Source organism: Ensifer sp. ENS09, assembly GCF_014852425.1.
Lineage (GTDB): Bacteria > Pseudomonadota > Alphaproteobacteria > Rhizobiales > Rhizobiaceae > Ensifer.
In genome coordinates this window covers 199,312-221,962 of the sequence record NZ_JACVBP010000003.1, presented here as the reverse complement: position 1 = coordinate 221,962, position 22,651 = coordinate 199,312, and the positions used below count along the sequence as shown (strand labels likewise).

At 58.6% G+C, this 22,651-nt stretch carries 27 protein-coding genes and 1 pseudogene; 8 read left to right on the top strand and 20 right to left on the bottom strand.

What is annotated here, in order from left to right; translation table 11 throughout:
* Positions 1-293: 293 nt before the first annotated feature.
* The 3 genes from IB267_RS16045 to IB267_RS16035 form a co-directional block, all read right to left on the bottom strand.
* Positions 294-2,084 (bottom strand): chloride channel protein, encoded by a 1,791-nt coding sequence (locus IB267_RS16045; RefSeq protein WP_192448501.1) that lies wholly within the window; start codon positions 2,082-2,084, stop codon positions 294-296.
* Between the two features lie 252 nt (positions 2,085-2,336).
* Complete coding sequence (locus IB267_RS16040; RefSeq protein ID WP_246765083.1) at positions 2,337-2,759, bottom strand: helix-turn-helix transcriptional regulator; 423 nt, start codon at positions 2,757-2,759, stop codon at positions 2,337-2,339.
* Positions 2,756-3,400, bottom strand: a complete 645-nt coding sequence (locus IB267_RS16035) for a peroxiredoxin (protein ID WP_192448500.1) — start codon at positions 3,398-3,400, stop codon at positions 2,756-2,758. The genes IB267_RS16040 and IB267_RS16035 overlap by 4 nt, the downstream gene beginning before the upstream one ends.
* Positions 3,401-3,524: 124 nt before the next feature.
* Between IB267_RS16035 and IB267_RS16030 the strand changes: the two genes are divergently transcribed.
* The 4 genes from IB267_RS16030 to IB267_RS16015 are packed head-to-tail and all read left to right on the top strand — an operon-like array spanning position 3,525 to position 6,143.
* The gene (locus IB267_RS16030; protein ID WP_192448499.1) at positions 3,525-4,451 is read left to right on the top strand and encodes an MBL fold metallo-hydrolase; all 927 of its coding nucleotides are present in this window, start codon (positions 3,525-3,527) and stop codon (positions 4,449-4,451) included.
* A 5-nt stretch (positions 4,452-4,456) separates the two neighbouring features.
* A complete protein-coding gene (locus tag IB267_RS16025; protein WP_192448498.1) occupies positions 4,457-4,888 on the top strand; it encodes a YeeE/YedE family protein in 432 nt (143 codons plus the stop codon).
* Positions 4,885-5,337 carry a YeeE/YedE family protein gene (locus IB267_RS16020; RefSeq protein ID WP_192448497.1) on the top strand — a complete coding sequence of 151 codons (453 nt, stop codon included), beginning with the start codon at positions 4,885-4,887 and terminating at the stop codon, positions 5,335-5,337. The genes IB267_RS16025 and IB267_RS16020 overlap by 4 nt, the downstream gene beginning before the upstream one ends.
* Positions 5,338-5,351: 14 nt before the next feature.
* Positions 5,352-6,143 (top strand): sulfite exporter TauE/SafE family protein, encoded by a 792-nt coding sequence (locus IB267_RS16015; RefSeq protein ID WP_192448496.1) that lies wholly within the window; start codon positions 5,352-5,354, stop codon positions 6,141-6,143.
* A 1,211-nt stretch (positions 6,144-7,354) separates the two neighbouring features.
* Here the strand turns inward: IB267_RS16015 and IB267_RS16010 are convergent.
* From IB267_RS16010 to IB267_RS15990, 5 genes are all read right to left on the bottom strand, one after another.
* Entirely contained in the window at positions 7,355-7,780 is a 426-nt protein-coding gene (locus IB267_RS16010; protein ID WP_192448495.1) for a plastocyanin/azurin family copper-binding protein, read from the bottom strand.
* Between the two features lie 323 nt (positions 7,781-8,103).
* Positions 8,104-9,948 carry a heavy metal translocating P-type ATPase gene (locus IB267_RS16005; RefSeq protein WP_192448494.1) on the bottom strand — a complete coding sequence of 615 codons (1,845 nt, stop codon included), beginning with the start codon at positions 9,946-9,948 and terminating at the stop codon, positions 8,104-8,106.
* Between the two features lie 3 nt (positions 9,949-9,951).
* Positions 9,952-11,322, bottom strand: coding sequence for a HAMP domain-containing sensor histidine kinase (locus tag IB267_RS16000; protein ID WP_192448493.1), 1,371 nt, complete (start codon positions 11,320-11,322; stop codon positions 9,952-9,954).
* Entirely contained in the window at positions 11,319-11,987 is a 669-nt protein-coding gene (locus tag IB267_RS15995) for a response regulator transcription factor (RefSeq protein ID WP_192448492.1), read from the bottom strand. Before IB267_RS15995 ends, IB267_RS16000 begins: the two co-directional genes overlap by 4 nt.
* Positions 11,987-12,292: a PepSY domain-containing protein gene (locus tag IB267_RS15990; RefSeq protein ID WP_246765082.1), complete on the bottom strand. Its 306-nt coding sequence runs from the start codon at positions 12,290-12,292 to the stop codon at positions 11,987-11,989. Before IB267_RS15990 ends, IB267_RS15995 begins: the two co-directional genes overlap by 1 nt.
* Before the next feature lie 166 nt (positions 12,293-12,458).
* Between IB267_RS15990 and IB267_RS15985 the strand changes: the two genes are divergently transcribed.
* On the top strand, positions 12,459-12,734 hold the full coding sequence (locus IB267_RS15985) for a PepSY domain-containing protein (protein ID WP_192448490.1): 276 nt from the start codon (positions 12,459-12,461) through the stop codon (positions 12,732-12,734).
* Positions 12,731-13,294 carry a cytochrome b/b6 domain-containing protein gene (locus IB267_RS15980; RefSeq protein ID WP_192448489.1) on the top strand — a complete coding sequence of 188 codons (564 nt, stop codon included), beginning with the start codon at positions 12,731-12,733 and terminating at the stop codon, positions 13,292-13,294. Before IB267_RS15985 ends, IB267_RS15980 begins: the two co-directional genes overlap by 4 nt.
* 387 nt (positions 13,295-13,681) lie before the next feature.
* On the opposite strand, the gene IB267_RS33915 is transcribed toward IB267_RS15980, so the two are convergent.
* The 11 genes from IB267_RS33915 to IB267_RS15930 all read right to left on the bottom strand — a co-directional run bounded on the left by IB267_RS33915 (position 13,682) and on the right by IB267_RS15930 (position 20,498).
* Positions 13,682-13,972, bottom strand: a complete 291-nt coding sequence (locus IB267_RS33915; RefSeq protein ID WP_371742584.1) for a DUF982 domain-containing protein — start codon at positions 13,970-13,972, stop codon at positions 13,682-13,684.
* A 416-nt stretch (positions 13,973-14,388) separates the two neighbouring features.
* On the bottom strand, positions 14,389-15,009 hold the full coding sequence (locus tag IB267_RS15970; protein WP_192448487.1) for a GAF domain-containing protein: 621 nt from the start codon (positions 15,007-15,009) through the stop codon (positions 14,389-14,391).
* Positions 15,010-15,487: 478 nt separating this feature from the next.
* On the bottom strand, positions 15,488-15,751 hold the full coding sequence (locus IB267_RS33710; protein WP_256436946.1) for an SDR family NAD(P)-dependent oxidoreductase: 264 nt from the start codon (positions 15,749-15,751) through the stop codon (positions 15,488-15,490).
* Positions 15,752-15,774: 23 nt separating this feature from the next.
* Complete coding sequence (locus IB267_RS33705) at positions 15,775-16,008, bottom strand: SDR family NAD(P)-dependent oxidoreductase (RefSeq protein WP_210335892.1); 234 nt, start codon at positions 16,006-16,008, stop codon at positions 15,775-15,777.
* The gene (locus IB267_RS15960; RefSeq protein WP_192448486.1) at positions 15,962-16,708 is read right to left on the bottom strand and encodes a DMT family transporter; all 747 of its coding nucleotides are present in this window, start codon (positions 16,706-16,708) and stop codon (positions 15,962-15,964) included. The genes IB267_RS33705 and IB267_RS15960 overlap by 47 nt, the downstream gene beginning before the upstream one ends.
* A gap of 269 nt (positions 16,709-16,977) precedes the next feature.
* Positions 16,978-17,706, bottom strand: a complete 729-nt coding sequence (arsH, locus tag IB267_RS15955; RefSeq protein WP_371742583.1) for an arsenical resistance protein ArsH — start codon at positions 17,704-17,706, stop codon at positions 16,978-16,980.
* Positions 17,681-18,103 (bottom strand): arsenate reductase (glutaredoxin), encoded by a 423-nt coding sequence (gene arsC, locus IB267_RS15950; protein ID WP_192448484.1) that lies wholly within the window; start codon positions 18,101-18,103, stop codon positions 17,681-17,683. The genes arsH and arsC overlap by 26 nt, the downstream gene beginning before the upstream one ends.
* Positions 18,104-18,105: 2 nt before the next feature.
* Positions 18,106-19,164: an ACR3 family arsenite efflux transporter gene (gene arsB / locus IB267_RS15945; RefSeq protein ID WP_192448483.1), complete on the bottom strand. Its 1,059-nt coding sequence runs from the start codon at positions 19,162-19,164 to the stop codon at positions 18,106-18,108.
* Positions 19,164-19,691 (bottom strand): arsenate reductase ArsC, encoded by a 528-nt coding sequence (locus tag IB267_RS15940; RefSeq protein ID WP_192448482.1) that lies wholly within the window; start codon positions 19,689-19,691, stop codon positions 19,164-19,166. Before IB267_RS15940 ends, arsB begins: the two co-directional genes overlap by 1 nt.
* Before the next feature lie 16 nt (positions 19,692-19,707).
* Entirely contained in the window at positions 19,708-20,148 is a 441-nt protein-coding gene (gene arsN2, locus IB267_RS15935; RefSeq protein ID WP_192448481.1) for an arsenic resistance N-acetyltransferase ArsN2, read from the bottom strand.
* Positions 20,145-20,498: a helix-turn-helix transcriptional regulator gene (locus IB267_RS15930; RefSeq protein WP_192448480.1), complete on the bottom strand. Its 354-nt coding sequence runs from the start codon at positions 20,496-20,498 to the stop codon at positions 20,145-20,147. Before IB267_RS15930 ends, arsN2 begins: the two co-directional genes overlap by 4 nt.
* Before the next feature lie 83 nt (positions 20,499-20,581).
* Between IB267_RS15930 and IB267_RS15925 the strand changes: the two are divergent.
* Positions 20,582-20,758, top strand: a pseudogene (locus IB267_RS15925) (ABC transporter permease); the annotation flags it as partial.
* Positions 20,759-21,029: 271 nt separating this feature from the next.
* The gene (locus IB267_RS15920) at positions 21,030-21,371 is read left to right on the top strand and encodes a LysR substrate-binding domain-containing protein (protein WP_210335891.1); all 342 of its coding nucleotides are present in this window, start codon (positions 21,030-21,032) and stop codon (positions 21,369-21,371) included.
* Between the two features lie 68 nt (positions 21,372-21,439).
* On the opposite strand, the gene IB267_RS15915 is transcribed toward IB267_RS15920, so the two are convergent.
* A complete protein-coding gene (locus tag IB267_RS15915) occupies positions 21,440-22,534 on the bottom strand; it encodes a LacI family DNA-binding transcriptional regulator (RefSeq protein ID WP_192448479.1) in 1,095 nt (364 codons plus the stop codon).
* Between the last annotated feature and the right edge of the window lie 117 nt (positions 22,535-22,651).

Genomic DNA, 22,651 nt, shown 5'->3' with positions numbered 1-22,651 from the left:
TGCTCCAGCCGTTGCACGCGGCATGCCCCGCTGAGATAAGTGTCAACCCCGGGCAGTTCCGTACGCGTGCTTTTGGCGGATACGGCTTCGTACGCAACGAAAAGCAGCGCCGGACCGTCTGCTTTGATGCAATCCAGTTGACGGGCACCACAATACACATAACCGACCAAGCACTGAATTCGATGCCTTTTCGGCTTTCTGCCCAGCCAAGATGCCTCAATGATTGGCTGAGCGGCTCCCTGCTATTCTGGGGAAAAGGTCAGAAGTTAAGAGACGAATTTCAAAGCCAAGGTTCAGACTTCTCCAGAGACCTCGCGCCGTCGCTTCTCGAGCTCTTCGCTGTATCGGCGAAGCGTGTGGCTTTCGGTCAAAAGACCGACCACCCTTCGCTCGATGTTGTTGTTGAGCACCGCAAGCTCTTCACTCTCGGCGTCGTCGAAAATCGCTGCGGCCTGCTTGGCGTTCATGTTAGGTGACAGGAACGCATTCTTGTGCCGGATGAAGTCGGCGATATGCTGCTCCGGCTCAATTTCCGGATCGGAGAATAGATCGGGCACAATGATGAGACCAGCGTATTTGCCCTGATCGTCGAGGATGATGACCCGCTGTGTTGATCCAAGCGGAAACGCCAACTTGAACGCACCCGCTGTCATTCCAGCGTTTGCCGTCCTCATGTCCAAACGCATCATTTTGTCGACGGTCAGGTTTCGGATCCAGCCCACATCATGGGCACTGCGGATACTTTCCCCACGCAGATGGAAGCGCCATGTGGCAAACGAATACCCGAAGGTGGACCTCACCGTTACTGACGCGGTGATCACGGCAGCAAGGGTCAAGGCCGTGATCGGGAAGTCTCCGGTAACCTCGAGCGCGAGAAACGTCATAGTCAACGGCCCACCGATGACTGCCGCCGCAAGGCAGCTCATTCCCATGACGGCATAGGTGGTTTCGGAAAGCGCGCTGCTTGCTAACAACAGATTGGCGCCGATAGCATAGATTTTCCCAAGGAGAGCACCCAGAAACAGTGACGCGAAGAAGAGGCCGCCGCGGAAGCCTGCACCAATGGAAACGGCAGAGGCGACGGCCTTTAACAAGAACAATGAGACAAGTGCCGAGACTCCGACCTTTTGATCAAGGGTCAGATGAAGTGCCCCATGCCCACCCGACAAGATCTGCGGAGAAACCAACGCTAAAATACCGACGACAATGCCACCCAGCGCAGGGCGGACAACGGGAGGAACAGCGCTTTTGCGGGCGGTTTCTTCCACAAGTGAAACTCCTCTCATCAGCAGGATGCCACTCGCCGCACAGAAGAAGCCCAGAAGCAGGGCTGGTAGGTAATCCGTGGTGGCGACAGAGTGGAACGCTTCGGCATCGATGATGAAGCCACTCGGAATGAAGACGCGAGCAACCATTGTCGCAACAAGTGCGGAGACAACGACAGGTGCGAGGCTCGCAATATTGTAGGAACCTGTGATCAACTCGAAAGCGTAGAAGGCCCCTGTCAGGGGTGCGTTGAACGCAGCCGCGATCGCCCCTGCGGATCCGCACCCGACGAGCAACCGGAGATCCCCCCTACGCAATTTCATGACGATGCCGACCTTCGATGAGAAGGCGGACGAGAGCTGTGTATAACCAGCCTCAAGTCCAACCGAAGCCCCGAAACCGTTAGAAATCAGGTTCTGAACGACGACGATGACGCTGTCAGTAACGGACATTCGCCCACCATGAAGCGCGTTCGCTTCGATAGGATCGACGATCGGGCGCTTACGCCACCGTGCCACGACGAGCATGACAATCCCTAGGATTACTCCGCCTGCCAAGGGCGCCGAGACAGCAATACGGGGATCAAGATCCGTCCAGCCGCTTAGACGCTCGCCGAGTGGAACTTCGAAAATGAGCGCGTGCATTGTCTGCGCCGTGAGGCTGACGACGACCACGCCCAAACCGGCGCAGATACCGCTGGCGACCCCAAGTAAGAGAAGGCCAAGCTCGGATTGTCGCACGAACGCCCGTATTCGACCGGTCGAGAGCAACTTAAATGCACCACCTGTCCGTGACGTCCACTTTTCAGCGAACCACATTCAACGCCTCACTTTAACTCTCTCAGTCGTCGACAGGCGTTTCCCAAAACCTTCGACCATTGCTATCGCCGGGAGGTAACAAAAACAGGTCACGGTCGGATGATCAAGGGCGCGACCAGCTCCTCACGGATCTGGTCGAGTTGTCGCGGACGGTACAACGAGCAATTTTATCTGGAGGCTTGGCGAGCTTCCCTAACTGACGGCAGCTTAGGCGTTTGTGAGCAATTTGAATGCCGGTCACATCATCAGCTTCTACCGGATCGGATCCAGCCGTGCGAATTGTGCAGCCTCGCCGAACTCCATCTCGTGAGAGGCGGGCGTTGCATCGGCAGGGAATTGTCCGCGGCGATGATCTTGCATATCGTCGTCCGCGCAAAAGAGCGTCAGGAGCAGGTCCATAACCGCTTCAATTCGTCCATCGGCGATGGAATAGTAGATTGCCCTCGATTCTCGGCGCGTCTTAACCAGTCCTGCCTGGCGTAGTTCCGCAAGCTGTTGCGAAAGTGCTGGCTGTTTAAGTCCGAGTTCATTCTGGATTTCACCAACCGAACGTTCCTGTTGGGCAATGTGGCAAAGCAGCATCAGCCGGCTTGGCGTGCTGAACGCGCGCATAAATTCAGCTGCCTCGGCGGCCTTGCTCTGAAGCGTTTCAATGGGAATGTTCTTCCTGCTCACGTGATCCGCTCCCTATAGTACCAGGCCCCCGTTACCTCACCAGTTGTTGCCGCTTCCTTCATGGTCGTTGCCGGCTGTTCCAAGAGCACGCCTCCGGATCGCCAACCTTCAGGCGTGGAAGCACCTTCGGACTGAGAGACTTGCAAGGCTTCAACAAGGCGCAGCAGTTCGTCTACGGACCGACCAATATTGGTCGGATACCAGACAATGGCGCGGATGACGCCTTTGGGGTCGATTACATATGCGGCCCTCACGGTAGCACTGCTTGGCGAAGCGCTATCGAGCATGCCGTAGGCTTGCGCGATGGCCATCGACGGATCTTCGATTAACGGGAACTCCACTTGAATACCAAAGGTCCGCTCGACATCGCGCAACCAGGCAAGGTGCGAGTAAAGGCCATCCACTGAGACGCCCAGGAGATCGCAATCGAATGCAGCAAAACGCTCTTTTGCACGCGCAAAGGCGATGATTTCACTCGTGCAGACCGGAGTGAAATCGGCCGGATGGGAAAAGAACAAGACCCAACGTCCCCGATAGTCGGCAAGCGACACCTCTCCTGCGGTCGACCGGGCCGAAAAGCCTGGTGCTTCATCATTGATCCTTAAAGAGCGTGCCTCGGGTCGAAGAGCGTTGTCTATCATTTCGAACATCCTGAACGATGTGTGCTTGGCTGGCTATAGCCCATAAACTCTAACAATTCCATCTATACATACTTGTATATTTACTGTAAATATTTATCTATTGACGTAACTAGGAGATCAGCCCATGACGGATGTTGCGCTTTCCCACGCACGCGGAATTATCCTCGCCGCCCAAGGCGAACCAACGAAGAGGCCGGCGATAAAGTCGTTCTTCGACCCCGTAACGTTCACCGTCAGCCATGTGGTTCGCGATCCGGCATCGAGCGCCTGTGCCATTATCGACAGCGTACTGGATTACGATCCCGCCTCCGGGCGAACAATGAATGACTCTGCACGGGCGCTCATTAATTACGTAAAATCAGAAAGTCTCGAAGTGCAATGGCTTCTGGAGACGCATGCCCATGCAGATCACCTATCTGCAGCCCCGCTGCTGCAGACCGAACTGGGCGGCGCACTCGCAATCGGCCGAGAAATCACTCAGGTGCAGGAGGCCTTCGGGAAGATCTTCAATGCCGGCTCGGAGTTCCAACGAGACGGGAGCCAATTCGACCGGCTCTTTCAGGACGGTGATCGGTTCAAGATTGGCGGACTCGCGGCAACGGTCTTGCATGTTCCAGGACACACTCCCGCCTGTCTCGCCTACGTCATAGGCGACGCCGTGTTCCCAGGCGATACGCTTTTCATGCCCGACTATGGTACGGCACGCTGTGACTTCCCGGGCGGCGATGCGCGCCAGCTTTATCGATCGATCCAAAGACTGATGCATCTCCCGGACGAGGCTCGCATGCTCTTGTGTCACGACTACAAGGCACCGGGCCGCGAACAATTTGCTTGGGAAACCACCGTTGGCGCGGAACGAACCGGTAATGTTCACGTTCGCGAGGGCGTTGATGAGGACGCATTTGTCAAAATGCGGACTGCGCGAGACGCGACACTTTCGATGCCCAACCTGATCCTGCCTTCAGTGCAGGTCAACATGCGCGCAGGCCGGTTGCCCCCCACAGAAGACAACGGCGTGCACTATCTTAAAATCCCCGTCAACAGGTTGTGACAGCGATGAGTGAGCTCAACTATCTTTGGCCATTAACCGGTGGCCTTCTAATCGGCCTGTCGGCGGGCCTTTACCTCCTGCTAAACGGCCGGATAGCCGGAGTTTCCGGCCTTACGGCCGCGGCAGCGGGCCTGACAAGTGGCGGGATCAACAAGTTGGGACTGGGCTTTCTCGCAGGCATCATCGCCGGCGCCTGGTTCACGTCCTTCCTTGTTCGAGAACCCCACGTCGCCATCACCTCCTCGCCTGCGTTGTTGATCGCCGCAGGACTGATCGTCGGTTATGGCACACGGCTCGGTTCCGGCTGCACGAGCGGTCACGGCGTTTGCGGCATCGCGCGTCTTTCGCGGCGTTCGCTCGCTGCAACAGCAATCTTCATGGCCGCTGCAGGCATTACCGTCTTCGTGACCCGCCATCTTCTAGGAGGTCAATTATGAGCGCTCGGATCCTGGCATCCATTCTTTGTGGCCTCCTCTTTGGGGCGGGGTTGGTGGTCTCCGACATGATCAACCCCGCACGTGTGCTGGCGTTCCTCGATGTCGCCGGTAACTGGGATCCGTCGCTGGCGTTTGTCATGGGAGGCGCCCTCATCCCCTCCGGCGCCGCCTACATCATCCGCGCTCGCTGCGCGGCGCCACTGCTCGACAGCCGCTTCCATGTGCCAGAAAATGCCTCTATCGACTGGAAGCTGGTGACTGGCGCGGCCCTTTTCGGGCTCGGCTGGGGGTTGGTGGGGCTCTGCCCCGGTCCGGCGATCGCCGCATTGTCGACCGGCCGATGGGAGACTGCAGTGTTCGTTGCAGCCATGATGGTCGGGATGTCGGCCTATCGCTTTTCGCTCGGCGGCGCATTGAAAACCAACTCTCCAGCGAGCACTAAAGCCTAGCGCACGAAGCATCCATGTATCTCGATCCTCTACAATATTTTCTTGGCGGGCTATCCGGCGTTTTGGTTGGCTTCGCCCTCGGCCTGTTTGGCGGCGGCGGTTCGATACTCGCCGTCCCGCTGATGGTCTATCTGGTCGGCGTGCCAAGCGCGCATCTGGCGATCGGTACCAGCGCGCTCGCGGTTGCCGCCAACGCCTTCGCGAACCTTGTCGCTCACGCGCGCCTTGGCAATGTCAAATGGCGCTGTGCCGTCGTCTACAGTGCCGCCGGAGTCGCAGGGGCGTTCCTCGGTTCAACGCTCGGCAAGATGGTCAACGGCCAGCACTTGCTGATCCTGTTCGCCCTCGTGATGCTGGTGATCAGCGCCCTGATGTTCAGGCGGGGGGATGCCGAAGGCAATCCCCAAGCCCAATGCAATCCCGAGAATGCCGCTAAAGTCCTGGGTTTTGGCGGGATGACCGGCATTCTGTCAGGTTTCTTTGGAATTGGCGGCGGGTTCCTCATCGTCCCAGGGCTCATTGCCGCAACAGGCATGCCGATCATCAATGCCATCGGCTCCTCCCTCGTCGCCGTCACCGCACTTGGGCTGACGACGGCCCTGAACTACGCTTTTTCCGGCTATGTCGATTGGGCGCTGGCAGCGGTCTTTGTCCTCGGCGGCGTCGCAGGCGGTGCGCTTGGCGCATTCGTCGCAGCCCACCTTTCGGCGCGGAAAGGCGTGCTCAACAAATTGTTCGCTTCACTGATCCTCATAGTCGCAGGCTACATGATCTACAGGGGCGTGGGCCAATTCATCTCCGGGTGACGGCCTCTCGATGCGGTATCTACGAGCAGGCTCAAGCCTCGCGCAGCCCGCAGTAACGACCGCCCTTACGCTGACCTTCTGGTTGAGTCGGGCTCCAAACAGCCCTCGTTCCCATGACCGTCTACGGCCTGCTTGGTTCGTCCTGCGTTGTTGGCGCCAATTCCACTGCGACGCTAAACATTCTGACGGGCACCGCAAACAGCGGGGTTGTTACCGATGGAAACCCGACGCGGCTGCTGACAGCAACTGCCACCCTGGCAACCCTCGTGGCTGCGCTGTTGTCGCTAGCGAAGCTTTCGGTTCCGTTTCTATCGCCAAATTCATCTCAAGCCCGGTTCTGACGGGTTTCAATGCCGGCATCGGACTGGTCATAATTCTCAGCCAGGCGCCGCAAGCTGTTTGGGCTTGGGTGATGCCCACACTTACGGCCAGTGACTGGCGCTAATTACGTTGGAACATTTAGAGGAGAGGTCTCGAATTCGCCTATTTATGCTGACAAATTCGCATAGTCCGAGCGGGTGATTAACTTGTTTGGAGAAAAAGCCTTCAAACATCTTCGCGTACTGTGCCCCGCGATTTGTCAACTGGGCTTACTCACAGATCTATGTGGGATTGATGGAGGTATAAATGGTTCAAAGATATAGAGTGTTATTGGCGGCATTTGTTGTCTTTGTAGTTTCCGCTCCACCCCATTCGTCTTTTGCACAGGAGTGCGACGGAGACTATTACACGGGCATCGGTGCGAGCCAAAACCATAATAATTACAAGCGCCAATCCGGCAGCGCCTCTCTGCTCAAGCATCGGGTCAATCAGCAACAACCGAAACGAGCTATAGATGCGGCCGCGATTGAAAGCCGGGCGTCAAGTTAGTAAGCAATCGAGTTCGGCCGCTGAGGCTCTAGTAGGGGTCGCGATTGTCGCGACGGGCGGCTTTCAGTTGACCATAGCTACGCCCGATAAGGGCAAGACCGAATTTTCAGGCGGTGCTGGGCAGTAACCGGGTGCAGCAACTGCCCTCTCGGCTGGAGTGCGCCCCTGATGCCGCCCTTCTTGTCTCTGAGGTTATGTTCTGCATGCCGGGCAGCAATACGTGTGGGACCGTGTCGGACGGGAGCCACTTGACGGGCGCGGAGAGCACGTGGCTCGCTTAGCCCCAAGGGATTCCCGCCCGCCGATAAGGAAAGGGTTTAAGTTGGCGGCTTGCGAACGCGCTATTCCGTCACCGTTAGCTTCGCATGCATGCCAGCTTCAAAGTGCCCCTTAATGTTGCAGAGCAGAACATATGACCCTGGCGTGAGCTTAGCCTTCAATTGACCATCGGCACCCGGCTTCAATTCCGACACTTCGCCAAGGCTCTCCAACTGTTTTTCGTCGACCCGATGCTTGCTCGTGACGACATCGATCTTCTGGTCGGCAGATTTCAGCTTGACCAGGACCATCTCGTGCTCTTCGGTTGCGGCGTCATTGTGGACCAGAAACGTTGTTTCACCGGCCTTTACGGTTGACTGGTCGAGCGTGAGCGTCATCGGACCGCCGCCCTCTCCGCCCTGAACGACTTTAACGGTCGTCGCCGCGAACACGGGCGACGCCATGCAAACAAAAGTAAGTACGGCCAATTTGCTTCGCGTAAACTGCATTCTTGGTTTCCTTTTACATATTTTGACGATTGAGCCACGCAGACGAGGACGCAATGACATCGAGCCTTTTCTGGGGCACAACCTGTCGATTGGCTGTCATAGTCCAGTAATGGCCCCCGTGGCCGGAAGTTGGCAAAACCGAACATTTATTCGAACCCGAGCGCTATCCGCAAACGGCTTCGCGAATTTGCGCTGGGTGTTCGACTCGCTCCCGTTTCCGCGCAACTCGCGGGCTACATGCAAATCGGCATACTGTTTGAATGTGTCGTCAAAAAATCGCACAACCATCAGCAGATGGAAACTCGCGCCAAATTGTGTGGTCGTCAGGCAATTGTCGGTGAAATCCTCAGCGCACGAAGTGCGTTCAAAATTACAGCGACGTCTATGGCCTCCTGGAGCAACGCGCCCTCAACAGGAAGTAAATAGCCAAACGCCGCCGCCACCATCGCGACGACCGAGAGACCGATACCAACCACGACGCTTTCAATCGCAATACGCCGTGATCGCCTGGCAATCTCGATACCGGTAAGAAGCCTGTCTATCCTGTCGACCAGAAGGACAACATCGGCCGCTTCCGCGGACGCTGCGGCTCCTCGAGCACCCATGGCAACCCCGACGTCGGCAGCGGCAAGCGCTGGCGCGTCGTTGACGCCATCGCCGACCATCATCACGGGGCCGTTCTTGCGCTCGCTCAAGACGGTCAGAACTTTCTGGTCCGGTGTCAAACCGGAGCGAACCGCATCGAGAGCCAACCCCTCACAAATTCGTTCGGCGACGGCAGCACGGTCGCCCGTTGCCAGGACTATGCGTTTCACGCCTTCCTGGCGCAAACCACTAAGGGTCGCCCCGACCTCGGTCCGCACGGGGTCGGCCATGACGATATATCCTGCTATCCTCTGGTCCACTGCCATGGCGACGAAAGCTGAACCGGCTTCCGTGTCCGGAATTTCCATCTGCACGGCTTCGGACTGCTTCCGAACAAAATCGTGCCCACCGACTGCCACCGCCCGGCCGTCGACATACCCTGTCACTCCGTCGCCAGCAAATTCTGTGACGTCTGCGGGCAAGACAAGGTCCAGTCCTCGTTTCAGAGCTGCCGTGACCAGAGCCTGTGCCATCGGATGTTTCGATACCTGGTCGATGGAGGCTGCAAGCCGCAGTATATCTTCTTCGCTGAACCCCGGCTGTGCGTGGATCAAGGCGATCTGGGGCCGTCCGTCGGTCAAGGTGCCCGTCTTATCCAGTACCAGCGTATGGATGCGGGCCATGCTCTCGAGCGGACGAGCACCCTTCACCAGCACGCCGAAATGCGCCGCACGCGATAATCCGGCCACAAGGGCAACCGGTACGGCAAGGATGAGCGGGCATGGCGTTGCCACCACCAGAACCGCAACCACCCTCACTGGATCTCCACTGTACCACCAGGCGGCGAAAGCAATCAGCAAGGTCACGACCAGAAAGCCAACTGACCACCGATCCGCCAGTCTCGACATCGGAGCCTTCGAACGTTGGGCGTCTTCTACCAGACGAACGATGCCGGCATAAGTACTGTCCTTCGCCTCGTGCTGTGCGATCATATCGAACGCATCGCCGGCATTCACCGATCCACTGAGGACCGTGGCGCCTTTGGTCAACGAAACAGGAAGCGATTCTCCCGTCAGCGCCGACATGTTGACGAAGGCGCTCGCCGACGAGATAGTACCATCGACAGGAACGACATCACCCTGGCGGATCAGCAACCGGTCGCCGCGCCGCACGGCATCCACGGAAAGCTCCTGGAGGCTTTCGCCGACGTAGCGCGTCGCGGTTCGAGGAACCCGCGAGAGCAGATCGTGCATCTCGCGGCGTGCCTTTCCCTCGGCGAAACTTTCGAGGAAGGCGCCGCCTGTGTACATAAGCGCGACAATGGTGGCCGCCAAAGTTTCGCCGAACGCGAGCGCGGCCGACATCGACAGCGCCGCAACGATGTCGAGGCCGAGTTCTCCTTGCCACAAGCTTCGCACTATCTCGACGAACAGGGCCGCCAGAACCGGAAGAGTGGCGATAATCCACGCGAGCTGCGCGCCCTCCGTTCGACCCGTGAAATAGAACCCAAGTCCGACAACCAGGCCGCCGAATGCGAACAATAGCAGACTGGCTTTGAACCAATCTTCAGCCGAACGTATCATGCGTCAGGTCTCCACAGAGGAGGTTGCGTCCGGACAGATGATTTCCGCGTGGAATCCGCCTTCGAGACGATTCTCCAAAATCAGGCTCAGGCCATAGAGATTCGCGATTTCCGACACGATTGCCAGTCCCAGGCCCGAGCCGGGCTTCAGACGGTCAAGTCGAACTCTTCGACCAGGGAGTTCCGGCAGATGCTCGCTCGAAACACCCGGCCCATCGTCCTCGATCACCAGGCGACACTGGCCGCCACCGTATGCGGCAGTGACCAATACACAGCTATTGGCCCACTTGGACGCGTTCTCAAGAAGGTTGCCTGCGATTTCCCGGAAATCATGCGGGTCGATCGGTACCATGATGTCTTTTTCCAGGTCGGTCTCCCAACTCAGCCGCTCTCCCGCCTCGGTGTGTTGCAGCATCCGGATGATCTCGCCGACGATTTTCTGGACGTCGGCGTCACCGCTTCGTTGGTCCGGCGTGGGGCTGATCCGGGCGCGAGCAAGTTCGTGCTCGACATGAGAAAGCATGGTTTCCGCCAGATGGTCGAGTTCATCGGCGATTTCAATTTCACCCTTCTCCCGAAGCGTGAGAGCATTGTTCGCAAGCACGGTCAGAGGTGTCTTCAGCCCGTGTGCAAGGTCACTTGCCCTGCCCCTTGCCTTCTCGATCGCCCCGGCCTGGCTTTCCAGCAGCGCGTTCACCCGATCGACGAGCGGTTTGACTTCGCGCGGGTACGATCCTGTCAGACCGGTGGCCTTGCGATTACGGACGGCTTCCAGGTCCCGCCCGAGGCGGTCGAGAGGTCGCAATCCCACCCAAAGCTGACCTACGGACATAAGTACCAGCAGGATAGCAAGAATGCCGAGGTAGGGCAGGATATCGAGAGCGAACGCTGTGCGAGCGCGATCAACCTCGTCCGCATTGATCGCAACCGCAATACGGAGCGGTCTTTTGCCTTCAGGCGCGGCTAACAGCAAAGCACGCTCCTGGACGAGGACATCCTTTTCTTCAGGCCCCGGAAGGCGATACTGGTGCATGACGCCAACGGGATGCGGTTCGACCGGCAGTGGCAAGGCATAGTCGAAAAGCGAGGGTGAACGTAGCACATCCATCTTGGAGGGATCGTCGATTTGCCAGTAGAGCCCACCATAGGGGAGCAGGAAACGGTCGCTTTCGAGATTTGCGGAAACCTGTATTCGTCCATCGGCGGAGAAGCGGATAACAGCCGCAAGCCGGTTGATATGTCCCGTTAATTCATTCTGAATGCGGCTGCTGTAGCTATCGGCGAATATTTGGACCAGCGCCATCGATGCCGCCGCGAGACAGATCGACACCGCGATCAAAGACGCCAAGATGAAACGCCCGTGCAGCGACATCATGTCGTCTCGTCCGCCGCAATCTGATAACCGAAGCCTCGACGCGTCAAGATGGCGTCCCGCCCCAATTTCCTTCGCAGTCGTCCGATCAAAACCTCGACGGAATTGCTTTCCCGCTCGAAGTCCTGGGAATAAAGCTGTTCTGTAAGTTCGATCTGTGAAACCGCTCGGTGTCGATTCTGCATGAGGACCGAAAGGCACTTGTATTCAAGTGGGGTGACGTCGACAGGCAGGCCATCGACCAAAACTGTCCTTCGGCGCGTGTCGATGGAAATGGCGCCTGACGAGAGAACAGCGCTGGCCTGACCAGAGTATCGCCGAAGGACAGCGTTTAGCCTGGCCAAAAGCTCCGCGATGCGGAACGGCTTGCCAAGATAATCATCCGCACCCGCATTGATGCCTTCAACGCGCTCCTCCCAGTTACCGCGCGCGGTTAGGATGATAACGGGCATATCGCGGCCATTCGATCGCCATTTCTTGAGGATCGTAAGTCCGTCGACCTTGGGTAGGCCAAGATCCAGGATGACGGCCGCGAAATCGTCATGCTCGCCCGCAAACAGCACAGCTTCACCATCGGATTCGTGCACGACATTGAACCCGGCCCTCGTGAGATGGGTGACCACATCTCGGGCGATAAGCGCATCATCTTCGGCAAGCAACACGCGCATTATTCGTTCTCGATTTCGACGATCTTGCCCGCGGCAGCATCCACCTCGACTTCCGTGACCTGGCCGCCGCTTCTTAAGACCCGGAATTCGTAAACTAAGCGCTCGTCCTCACGGTCGACACTGACATTGATCAACTCGCCGGGTATTCGGCGCAGAACCAGCGCCTTTAGGACGCTGAGGGGCAGGATTTTTCCCTCACGCACCTGGCGCGCCAGTTCGTCGTTGGACGGCACCCCCGATTTTACGCCGGAAGGGCGATCGTCGTCGGCGCGCAGGGCCGGCGCCTGAAGTGACAGGCCCGCCACGAGCAACGCCAGGCTAAGATTGCGAAAAAGACACATCGTCGATCAATAGCATTACCGAGATGACAAGAAGCTGACAAATTCGCTCAGGTGATCGTCAGGTGGCCCCTCCTAGCTTGCGAACCGACCAGAAGAGCAGCACCGCTCCTGGCATGTAACGGAGACCCCCATGAAAAAGATCATTCTCGCCACTATCCTTGTGACAACGGGCCTGGTCGGCGCCGCCCGTGCCGAGGAAGGGCAAAACTGCACGCAAGCCGCTAAGGATAAATGGCTGAGCGAGGACGCAATCAAGGAGACGGCAAAAGCCTCTGGTATTGACGTGCGCCGGGTCAAGACCGAGGGCAGCTGCTACGAAGTCTATGGGATTGATACCAAGGGCAACAAGGTCGAGACACTATTCAACCCTGAAACTGGCGCACCGGTCGGCAACGAGAGCGAATGACCATGGACAGAACAGAACGCAAAACGGCGAGCATGGCCTCGCCGTCGCAGATTAAGGTCTGGGATCATTTGATCCGGGTGTTTCACTGGAGCCTAGTTGCGCTTTTCGCATTTTCTTATCTCACTGGCGACGAATGGAAGCAGGCCCATTTGCTGTCCGGGTACGCCATCATCGGGCTCCTGATCATCCGGATCATCTGGGGCGTCATCGGCAGCCATCACGCACGCTTTTCAAGCTTCATCTACAGCCCGGCCACGACGCTGGGCTTCATCCGGGACAGCATCCGGATGCGCGCCAAGCGATACATTGGGCACAATCCTGCCGGCGGCGCGATGGTGATAGCCATGCTGGCCGCCATCTCCGGGATTGCGGCAACCGGATACATGATGACAACCAACACCTACTGGGGCGTGGGATGGGTGGAAGAGGTTCACGAGGTGCTCGTGAACATTACGCTTGCTCTCGTTGCCCTTCATATCGCAGGCGTCCTCTTCGCTAGCGTCGAGCATAAGGAGAACCTTGTCCTGGCGATGATCACGGGCCGCAAACGCGCTGACTGAAAAGAGCGTGGAGCCGACTACCGCCAAACGAGAAAGCGGCTCCACACCAAGCCTCCTACTTTGGGAACGGGCTGGATACAGGATGAAGCCAGATGGAACTGTTCGGCGTTCTCCAGAGCCCAGATGGCGGAGATAAACGCAGATAACCCACTGATAGTCCCAACGGCAGGCAGCGCGACGCCGACCTCGTCGTGCGAGTTGATCTCGAGCTGGAGGCCGAACTCCACACACGTGTCGTTGCAGCCGTAACTGCGCAGCTCATCGCGTTCGCCGTCTTCGACAAGCGTTAGGAAAGTGATGTCCTGACCGGTGGCTTCTGCGAAAGGCCGGGCCGCCAGTTGGGGCTAAATCGGCGATGAAGAAGCATCCGCTGGCGGCGAAAACCCACTAGCTCGCGATCAATCTGTTAGGGGTCGATGGCCGCAAGGGGCAGATCAAGGAATCCCCTGGCGATTTTCTGCTAGCAGCAGGTGACCCGCTATCTACGATTAGGACGTTAGCCCTGCGGGCGGCCGCAAGGAACGCCAATCGGGCTTTTGACGGAGGGCATTTGCCTTCGATCGCCTCGGCGCAAAACGCGAGCGCCCGCTGAAATTCGCGTCCATGGGTCACCGGCCACTTTTCAGCCAGTAAGAACATGGCGTTCCGCGGGTCCTCGATCTCCATCGCACGGGACATACCGGGAAGTAGAACGACGAGGGCCTGGTCCCAAATCATATCGAGCATCTCATAACGTTTAGCCTAACCGGCCGATAAATGCTGGTCCGCAAAAATGGTTCCCTGTTCCGCGTTTAAATGTGCACATTATGGAGGCCGACGTGCTCGCCCATGTTCCTAGACACCTCGTCGCGTGAGCTGGGCAAAGCGCCGAACCACGTCAAGCGGCTGGACGGCAGAACTGGACTCGGCCGGTTGGCATCAATTGCAGCAGGTAGTCGAAGCCGCTGACGTTGATTGACATCCTCTGGCAGGCTGGCCTATCGGGGCATCCCGTCGGTTCATGGCCGACAACACGATCGGGGCCTCGTCGCCCTTGACGACCACGATGCCCCGGTCCTCACCAGATGCATACCGGATCCTGTCGAGGTTCGAAGTTACCGCCCCAGAATCCCCTCAAAGACGGCCGCGAACTGAGGGCGGTATGCTGAGATCAACAAACACTCGACTGACGAAAGCGCATGTGGATTGCGGTAGTGAAGTGAATAGACGCCAATACCCTTACCGGCGGGGGTCATGATCGGAATAGATGTGATCGAGCGAATGCCCCTGTCGCGTGCCCAGCCGTGTAAATTAGGATAGTCAATGTCGCGCTCGAGATCCTCGATACAAACGGCTTTAAGGCCCTTCATCGCTGCTTCGCATGAGGTCCCATCGCCATCCCTGATATGCGCAAACTTGGTTGCGTACTGCCTGTCGAAGTTGCATTGAGCAAACAGGGCGAGCGAGCCATCCACGTCGTTCCAGATCTGGCAACTGCCAAAGTCCGCGCCATGGGCTGCCACGGCTCGATCAAGTATATCCTCTATTTGAGATACGAAGGATGGTCGGGCATCGAGCTCAGGCCATGATAGGCGCCAAAGCTGTTCGAGAAAGACGAGTTCTTCGTGTGACGCTGCCAGCATCGCTTCCAAAATTGTGCGCTCGCCTTCCGTTGGAACGGTACTTAGCTTTGCTTCGTACAGATGGATGTTTTGCCGAAGGATGAACCGTTGCATCGACAATTCCCCATAACCCTGTTGGTGAGCGATGCATCTGTGAGGAAGGCAGTGATTGCAACTCTTATTTACATCATCAAATGCTAAATCGCGGAAATTGTGACGTCAACCAAGATAGGGTGAACAATTACTTCAACGAAGAAGAGTGAGTGGCATTGCGCACCGCCGTAGCCTGACCACTCAGGAGACAAGAGATTGCCGCCACCGTGACTGAAGGCGCGCCAAGAGAGGAACGAGGATTCAGCGAGGAGGAGGAGTGGTGAACCTGCTCTCTATTTGAACGTCTTCAGGGGCCACGCTGTTGAGGATCACGTCTCCTTTGCCTGATGTGAGATGCCTGGACAACCAAGAATTGGCCGTGATCGCCGTGGATGATCAGCGAAGGGCGGTCGATCTTTGAGCATTGTATTACGCAACTCGGCGAATATGAGGAATTGCTCCTATCCTCGAAACTGGACGCTCGTGTGGCGGACCCTATCTAACCCGTGGTCACAACGCCACCGTCAATAACAAGCGATTGGCCGGTCATCATCCGGCTGGCGGAAGAAGCAAGGAAAAGGCAGCCACCGACGATGTCCTGCGGTGTCAGTGTGTCCTTCAGACATTGCCGGCCAAGATGCGTAGACAGCGCCTCGGGCGTCACCCATTGCTGTTTCTGCTTGTCATTCAGCACCCAACCCGGTGCCAGTGCGTTGACACGGATGCGGTCGGCCCCAAATTCCCGAGCAAGCGCGCGTGTCATGCCCTTGATACCCGCGTTCGCCGTCACATAGACGGGATAACCTGCTTTCCCAACATATAGCTGATGGACGTGAAGCTGATGATGGATCCGCCGCCGATCGCCTGCATGCCCGGAATTACCGCCTGGCACGCGAAGAAATAGGCCTTCAGGTTTATGGCTATCGATCGTTCCCAGAAGGCTTCGTCGACTGCAAGCGTGTCATGCCGCTGATCATTGGCGGCAGCCTGCAGCGCTCTCTGGCATTGACCGAAGCGCATGCAGATACGCCCAATAGGCAAGTCCGTAGTAGAGCAGCCCGGGAAGAACAATCATCGCAATGTGATGGATCGGAACGGTCGCAATGCCAGGCGCGGCGACCGCGTCCAGTGCAAGAGTCCAAATTATGACCATCCAACCAAGTGCGACGCTCTGTTGTATGGCGACCGTGAACAGCGGATTGGCTCTCAGATTGCGTGCTAAGACGGCGTAGATCGCACAGCACAACACTCCGGCCAAAATCAGAGCTGCCCCCAGACTCGTGGTCGAGGACGGTTCGCCCGTGAGGAGGCCGCTGACCAGAAAAACCCCGCTGGCGGCAAGAGCCACGAGACCGGCCAGTTGGCGATCAATTCGTTCCTTGAGAAATGCCCAGGCGAGGCCGAGAATGAGGATCGGTTCGAATGCCCAGAGCAATGTCGCGATGCTCGCACTGGTATTCGAGAGGCCGAACATGCTGAACGTATAGGCCCATCCCGGATTGAGAAGGCCGAGTAGCCCGATGGGTACGAACAAGCGTGCGGCAGGAATGTCCGGCCTTGCAAAAACCGCGGCCAGCCAAAGCGCGATTACGCTCGGTGTCAGTTGGAAGACGAGAACTGTGACAGGTGGAAACGACGAGAGGAGTGCCTTGCTGAGGATCGTACCAAGAGCCCAGCACAGGCACGCCCCGATCGCCACACGCGGCGACAGCGAGAGCATGGTTGTCTCCAAAAAAGGTCTAAACGAGGGTTGCGGAACGCCTTTGGCTAGGCGTCTTCGTCACACCGATCGTATGAAGGCCGTTTTTGGGGACGTTTGCTCATCTCAGCTTGAATACCAGTGGTCGCTCAACTGAGTTGCACCTTGGCTTATACCACGCCAGGCTGCCTTCGAACAAATCGCTCTCGCGGAACACGTCGATGCCAGTATGCGGACAAGGGACTGGCGTTCACCCGTCAAGAGCGAAGCCTGACGCCTTGCAGTTCAAATCAAATCGACCTCAACGACACTCGCTTTTCGAGTTTGGTCGCATGTTCCTTCCGCTCGCTGTAGCGATCCGTCAGATGAGCCGAGGCGTCTCGTGTCAGTAGCGTGAACTTCACCAGTTCCTCGCAGACGTCCACAACGCGGTCGTAGTAGGACGACGGTTTCATCCTGCCGTCGGCGTCGAACTCCTGGTAGGCCTTGGCGACCGACGACTGGTTCGGGATCGTGACCATCCGCATCCAGCGGCCAAGCACGCGCATCTGGTTCAGCGCGTTGAAGGACTGGCTGCCACCGGAAACTTCCATGATCGCCAGTGTCTTTCCCTGCGTCGGGCGGATCGATCCGAGCGACAGGGGAATCCAGTCGATCTGGGATTTCATGATCCCTGTCATTGCACCGTGGCGCTCGGGGCTAACCCACACCTGGCCCTCCGACCACTGGGAGAGGTCGCGCAGCTCCTGCACTTTCGGATGGCTGGCCGGAGCCTCGTCGGGAAGCGGCAGCCCCCTCGGATGGAACATCCGCACCTCGCATCCCAAATGCTCGAGAAGACGTCTGGCTTCGTGCGCAAGAAAGCGGCTGTAGGACACCTCCCGGAGCGAGCCGTAGAGGATCAGGATGCGCGGCTTGTGCGTCGAGAACGCTGGACGCAACGCGTCGAGGTCCGGTTGGCGAAGATGCCGTTCCTGCAAGGCGGGGAAGGTCTCAGACAATGCGCTTGCCCTCCTGATCGAGGACCTGCTCGCCGTCTTCCTTGAAAAACGCGCCCTTGAAAGCATCCGGCAAGATGTCGAGCACGGCCTCGGAGGGTCGTGCAAGCCTGGTGCCGAGCGGCGTGACGACGAACGGACGGTTGATGAGGATCGGGTCCTTCAGCATGGCGTCGAGCAATTGGACGTCCGTCAACTTCGGATCATCGAGACCCAGCTCCGCGTAAGGCGTGCCCTTCTCGCGGATCGCCTGCCTCACGGTCAATCCTGAGTCAGAGATCATCTTTGCAAGCGCGTCGCGCGACGGCGGCGTCTTGAGATATTCGATGACACCAGGTTCGATCCCGGCGGCGCGGATCATCTCCAGCGTGTTGCGGGACGTGCCGCAGGCGGGGTTGTGATAGATGGTTACGTCCATTGTCATGTCCTTTCAGGAATGGTGTTCTGGGAGACGGCGGGCGCGGCCTCGTACCAGCCCTTGCTGCGGTTCACGATCCAGACGACCGACAGCATCACCGGGACTTCGATGAGCACGCCGACGACGGTCGCCAGTGCTGCGCCGGACTGGAAGCCGAACAGGCTGATGGCGGCGGCGACCGCGAGTTCGAAGAAGTTGCTAGCCCCGATCAGCGCGGAAGGTCCGGCGACGCAATGGCGCTCGCCTGACATCCGGTTCAGGAGATAGGCCAGGCCTGAGTTGAAATAGACCTGGATCAGGATGGGGACGGCCAGCAGCGCGATGATCGTCGGTTGCGCGATGATCTGTTCGCCTTGGAAGCCGAAGAGGAGGACGAGTGTCGCCAGCAACGCGACAAGCGAAAGCGGCTGCAGCTTCGCCAGCATGGCGTCCAGCGCCTTCGTCGTGCCGTCGGCGGTCAGCCGCCCTCTCAGGACCTGGGCGATGATGACAGGGACGACGATATAGAGGACGACCGACAGGACGAGCGTGTCCCACGGTACGGTGATCGCCGACAGGCCGAGCAGCAATCCGACGATCGGTGCAAAGGCGACGACCATGATCGCATCGTTGAGTGCCACCTGGGACAGCGTGAACAGCGGCTCGCCGCGCGTCAGATTGCTCCAGACGAAGACCATCGCGGTACATGGCGCAGCCGCGAGGATGATCAGGCCTGCGATGTAGGAGTCTATCTGGTCAGCCGGCAGATAGGGGCGAAACAGCCAGCCGACGAACAGCCACCCGAGCAGCGCCATGGAGAACGGCTTGATGGCCCAATTGATGAAAAGGGTAACGCCGATGCCGCGCCAGTACGTGCTGACTTGCGCCAGCGAGCGGAAATCGATCTTGATGAGCATCGGGATGATCATCAGCCAGATCAGGATGGCAACAGGCAGGTTCACCTTGGCGATCTCCGCCGCGCCGATGACCTGGAAAACGGTAGGCATCAGATGGCCGAGGGCGACGCCGACGACGATGCAGAGGAAGACCCAGATGGTGAGATAGCGTTCAAACGTGGACATCAGGCCGTCTTCCCCTGATTTCCGGTCGAGCCTTCCATCGCACCGATCTGGCTGAGCTTCGCTTCGAGCGCCAGACGGTCGATCGACGCCAAAGGAAGACTGATGAAGGCCATGATGCGGTTTTTCAGGAAACGGGCCGCCGTCGCGAAGGCGCGTTGAATTTCGACCTCGGAACCGACAGCGGCCGCGGGGTCTTCGGCACCCCAATGCGCTCTCATCGGATGCCCGATCCATACCGGGCAGGCCTCGCCATGCGCGCTATCACAGACGGTGAAGATGAAATCCATTTCGGGCGCGCCTGGTGCGGCAAAGACATCCCAGCTCTTCGGCGAGAAGCCAGTCGCCGCATAGCCGAGTGCTTCGAGTTCTTTCAGGGCATGTGGATTGACTTCGCCCTTAGGCTGGCTGCCCGCGGAGAAGGCCCGGAAGCGCCCGCCGCCTTCCTTGTTGAGGATGGATTCGGCCAGAATAGAACGTGCGGAGTTGCCCGTGCACAAGAAGAGCACGTTGTAAGTCTTGTCGGTCATGGTTGTCTTCCGTTGGTTAGGTCGGAGGCCTATTGAGTTTCATGATCGTGGCCGATGCCGGACAGATGCCCGAAAGCTGACGGGTTGCGAGAACGGCAGGCGGCACATCGCCACGCTCGACGACGATGAAACCGAGCGTCTCGAAGAACGGAGCGGCGGTCGTCGTAGCCAGGAAGACTGCCGAACTTACATTGACAGCCTTCAGCGTTTCCCTGGTCAGCGTTTTTCCTAGCGCCTTGCCGCGGTGCTCGGGCAAGATGACTAGCGACCGCAAGAGCACGTTGTCGCCGCATGCCTCCATGCCAGCATAGCCAACCGTGCCGCCATCGGCGGAAACCGCTCTGAAAAAAGAGCGCCCGGCGTCTTCGAGGTCTTCGGTTGGAAGACCGGAAGCCGACAGCGCCAGTTTCAGTTCGGGATCGCTCCCCGGGATTGGCTCCAGCCTGATGTCGCTCATGACAGCTTCACCTCGGGAGCACAGCAAGGCGTAAGTTCGGCGATCAGCGGCGCGCAGAGTTCAGTCGAGCCGCCGCAGCAGTCCTTCAACAGGAAGAGCGTCAGGTCGCGCAGTCCCTGAAGGTCCGCCCGATAAATGATCGAACGGCTCTGCCGTTCGCTTGTTACGAGGCCCGCGCGCGACAGTGTCGCAAGGTGTGCCGACATGGTGTTCTGGGGAACCTCAAGAAGGCGCGCGAGTTCGCCGGCCGGTACGCCATCGGGTTCGTGCCGGACGAGAAGCCGGAATGTCTCGAGCCTGGTGGTCTGGGCAAGTGCGGCAAGGGCCGCGATTGCGGTTGAATTATCCATATATCCAGACTAACAGATATATTGAGATTGTCAATGGCTCGGCTGTTGGGTCTTAAATCAGTTATACTTGGTCGCCCACTCCATCTGGCTCCGAGCAGCGCACGTTGCTCCGCCAGATGTGGAGCGGCGTGCGCGAAACCCTCAGCCCGACGATCGCCGGTGTCGCCACCTTGCTGATCATTTTCTCCACCCTCTTCCTTGCCACCATCCAGTGGCTGCAGAAACGGGCCGATCAGCAGAAAATGCGCCAGGAGACTTAGACGCGAGATCTCTGGGCGAGCCTCCTGTCAACGGCCGTGTGATTTCGCTTTTCGACGGCGCTGCAAAAATGACGGCGAGCGACGATAGGCACTTTCTTTTCCCTTTCCGGATCGTGTCCCGCGCCTACTCAACCGGCACAGATGCCGATCTGTGCTCTGCACATCAGTTCGTAGGCAACGGCAGCAAGTATGGTCAAACCGATCAGCGTCAGACCGAGGGCGTTCACTGCCGGAGTGAGGCCGGTGCGCACCTTCGTGGCGATGTAGACTGTTGATTGCCACTGCGACGTACGAGAACCTGCACCAGTTCCCCCTGGCCGCATGGATACGGGATGCAAACAGCCATGCCTCATGGTGCCTCGGCGAGAACGTATTCGAGCCGCAAGCAATGCTGACGACGAACGACTACCTGCGTTTGAGGGCGCGGGCTCTCGCGGCCGAGTTTGTTACCGAGTTGCCACCTTTTTTGGCGGCCGAACCGATCAGCGATGGCCGCCTGGCGGAGGTGTTTGTCGACGACCCCATGCCCGAGCAACACGTCAGCCTGCTCTATCCGGCGCACAGGCATCCAGCATCGTGCGCGCCTATCTCGACTTCTGCCAGAAACAGATGACGCGGTTTCTTGGTACGGCCTCACGGCCAGTCTAGACCAGCGCACCTCAGTATGGCACTGGCGATGCCCTATCCAGCATTCCTGGAAGGTCTGGCCGCGGACAGGAGGGCGGTGGTATCCCTCACCACCAGCGGTCCGTCGACCTTGATCGTCATCGGCCGCATGTGCTTTCCGTGGATCGCCATGTCGATCAGGAGTTCAGCCGCCTTCTGGCCCATTTCATAGTTTGGCAGTACCAGGGTCGAGAGCGGCGGGTGGGTGTAGCGCGCCAGTTCCTGGTCGTCATAGCCCATGACCGAGAGATCGGAGGGCACCCGCAGACCCTTCTCCTGGGCTGCCTCCATCACACCGATCGCCATCAGGTCGTTGCCGCAGAAAATGGCGGTCGGTGGGTTGGGCATGGAGAGCAGGTCTAGCCCGGCCTCGTAGCCGCGCAGCGGCAGCCAGTCGCCGTCGCGCACCAGCGTCGCGTCGAAGGCGATGTCGGCGGAGGCAAGCGCCTGCTTGTAGCCTTTGAGACGGTCGGCGGCGGCATCCATCCAGCTTTCGCCGTTGATGAAACCGATGCGCTTGTGGCCGAGCGCCGTCAGATGCGCCGTGGCAGAAAAACCGCCTGCGACCTCGCCCGGCACGATCGCCACATGCTGGCGCGGCTCGCCGTAGCAGTTGAGAAGCACGGTCGGCAGCGGCGCCAGCGCCTCGGGAACCGCAACCTTGCGGGTAAAGATCGTCGCGTAGATGACGCCGGCGATGGAGGGGTCGCGCAAGACCGACCGCAGCACTGCGGCTTCAAGTTCCGGATTGGAGCGGGTGACGTGCGCCGAGACCAGCATGCCCTGCTCGAAGGCATAGTCGCGGATGCCGTCGAGGCTGACCACGGGGTGCGGGCTGGTCGAGATCTCGTCGACGATGAAGGCGATCGTGTCCTTCTCGACCGCCGGGGCGGCTGCAACCGGGCCTCGGGTCGCCGGCAGTCTATAACCGATTTTATGAGCAGCCTCGCGCACTTTCTGCTGCGTTTCGGGCGAGATGCGCGAGCCGGACATCTCGTTCAGCACCAGGGAGACGCTCGACTGGGACACGCCAGCGATCCTGGCGACATCCGTCATTGTCGGGCGCCCTTCGCCCTTTTTCTCCAGATTCCGCCCGTTTCCCTTGGCCATGCGTGCCCCCTACCCTCCCGCGTGCATTGCACTGCACGCAGGCTTTTGCAAGTGCTCATAATTTTTGGCCTTGACTGCTAATATTATTAGCGCAAGATTTGGAGATGTGAAGCGCAA

Bases quoted from the DNA above. Each gene is read 5' to 3' on its own strand.
- IB267_RS16045 (WP_192448501.1), bottom strand. From the start codon at position 2,084: ATGTGGTTCGCTGAAAAGTGGACGTCACGGACAGGTGGTGCATTTAAG.
- IB267_RS16035 (WP_192448500.1), bottom strand. From the start codon at position 3,400: ATGATAGACAACGCTCTTCGACCCGAGGCACGCTCTTTAAGGATCAAT.
- IB267_RS16030 (WP_192448499.1), top strand. From the start codon at position 3,525: ATGACGGATGTTGCGCTTTCCCACGCACGCGGAATTATCCTCGCCGCC.
- IB267_RS16025 (WP_192448498.1), top strand. From the start codon at position 4,457: ATGAGTGAGCTCAACTATCTTTGGCCATTAACCGGTGGCCTTCTAATC.
- IB267_RS16020 (WP_192448497.1), top strand. From the start codon at position 4,885: ATGAGCGCTCGGATCCTGGCATCCATTCTTTGTGGCCTCCTCTTTGGG.
- IB267_RS16015 (WP_192448496.1), top strand. From the start codon at position 5,352: ATGTATCTCGATCCTCTACAATATTTTCTTGGCGGGCTATCCGGCGTT.
- IB267_RS16010 (WP_192448495.1), bottom strand. From the start codon at position 7,780: ATGCAGTTTACGCGAAGCAAATTGGCCGTACTTACTTTTGTTTGCATG.
- IB267_RS16005 (WP_192448494.1), bottom strand. From the start codon at position 9,948: ATGATACGTTCGGCTGAAGATTGGTTCAAAGCCAGTCTGCTATTGTTC.
- IB267_RS16000 (WP_192448493.1), bottom strand. From the start codon at position 11,322: ATGATGTCGCTGCACGGGCGTTTCATCTTGGCGTCTTTGATCGCGGTG.
- IB267_RS15995 (WP_192448492.1), bottom strand. From the start codon at position 11,987: ATGCGCGTGTTGCTTGCCGAAGATGATGCGCTTATCGCCCGAGATGTG.
- IB267_RS15985 (WP_192448490.1), top strand. From the start codon at position 12,459: ATGAAAAAGATCATTCTCGCCACTATCCTTGTGACAACGGGCCTGGTC.
- IB267_RS15980 (WP_192448489.1), top strand. From the start codon at position 12,731: ATGACCATGGACAGAACAGAACGCAAAACGGCGAGCATGGCCTCGCCG.
- IB267_RS33915 (WP_371742584.1), bottom strand. From the start codon at position 13,972: ATGTCCCGTGCGATGGAGATCGAGGACCCGCGGAACGCCATGTTCTTA.
- IB267_RS15970 (WP_192448487.1), bottom strand. From the start codon at position 15,009: ATGCAACGGTTCATCCTTCGGCAAAACATCCATCTGTACGAAGCAAAG.
- IB267_RS33710 (WP_256436946.1), bottom strand. From the start codon at position 15,751: ATGACACGCGCGCTTGCTCGGGAATTTGGGGCCGACCGCATCCGTGTC.
- IB267_RS33705 (WP_210335892.1), bottom strand. From the start codon at position 16,008: ATGCGCTTCGGTCAATGCCAGAGAGCGCTGCAGGCTGCCGCCAATGAT.
- IB267_RS15960 (WP_192448486.1), bottom strand. From the start codon at position 16,708: ATGCTCTCGCTGTCGCCGCGTGTGGCGATCGGGGCGTGCCTGTGCTGG.
- arsC (WP_192448484.1), bottom strand. From the start codon at position 18,103: ATGGACGTAACCATCTATCACAACCCCGCCTGCGGCACGTCCCGCAAC.
- arsB (WP_192448483.1), bottom strand. From the start codon at position 19,164: ATGTCCACGTTTGAACGCTATCTCACCATCTGGGTCTTCCTCTGCATC.
- IB267_RS15940 (WP_192448482.1), bottom strand. From the start codon at position 19,691: ATGACCGACAAGACTTACAACGTGCTCTTCTTGTGCACGGGCAACTCC.
- arsN2 (WP_192448481.1), bottom strand. From the start codon at position 20,148: ATGAGCGACATCAGGCTGGAGCCAATCCCGGGGAGCGATCCCGAACTG.
- IB267_RS15930 (WP_192448480.1), bottom strand. From the start codon at position 20,498: ATGGATAATTCAACCGCAATCGCGGCCCTTGCCGCACTTGCCCAGACC.
- IB267_RS15915 (WP_192448479.1), bottom strand. From the start codon at position 22,534: ATGGCCAAGGGAAACGGGCGGAATCTGGAGAAAAAGGGCGAAGGGCGC.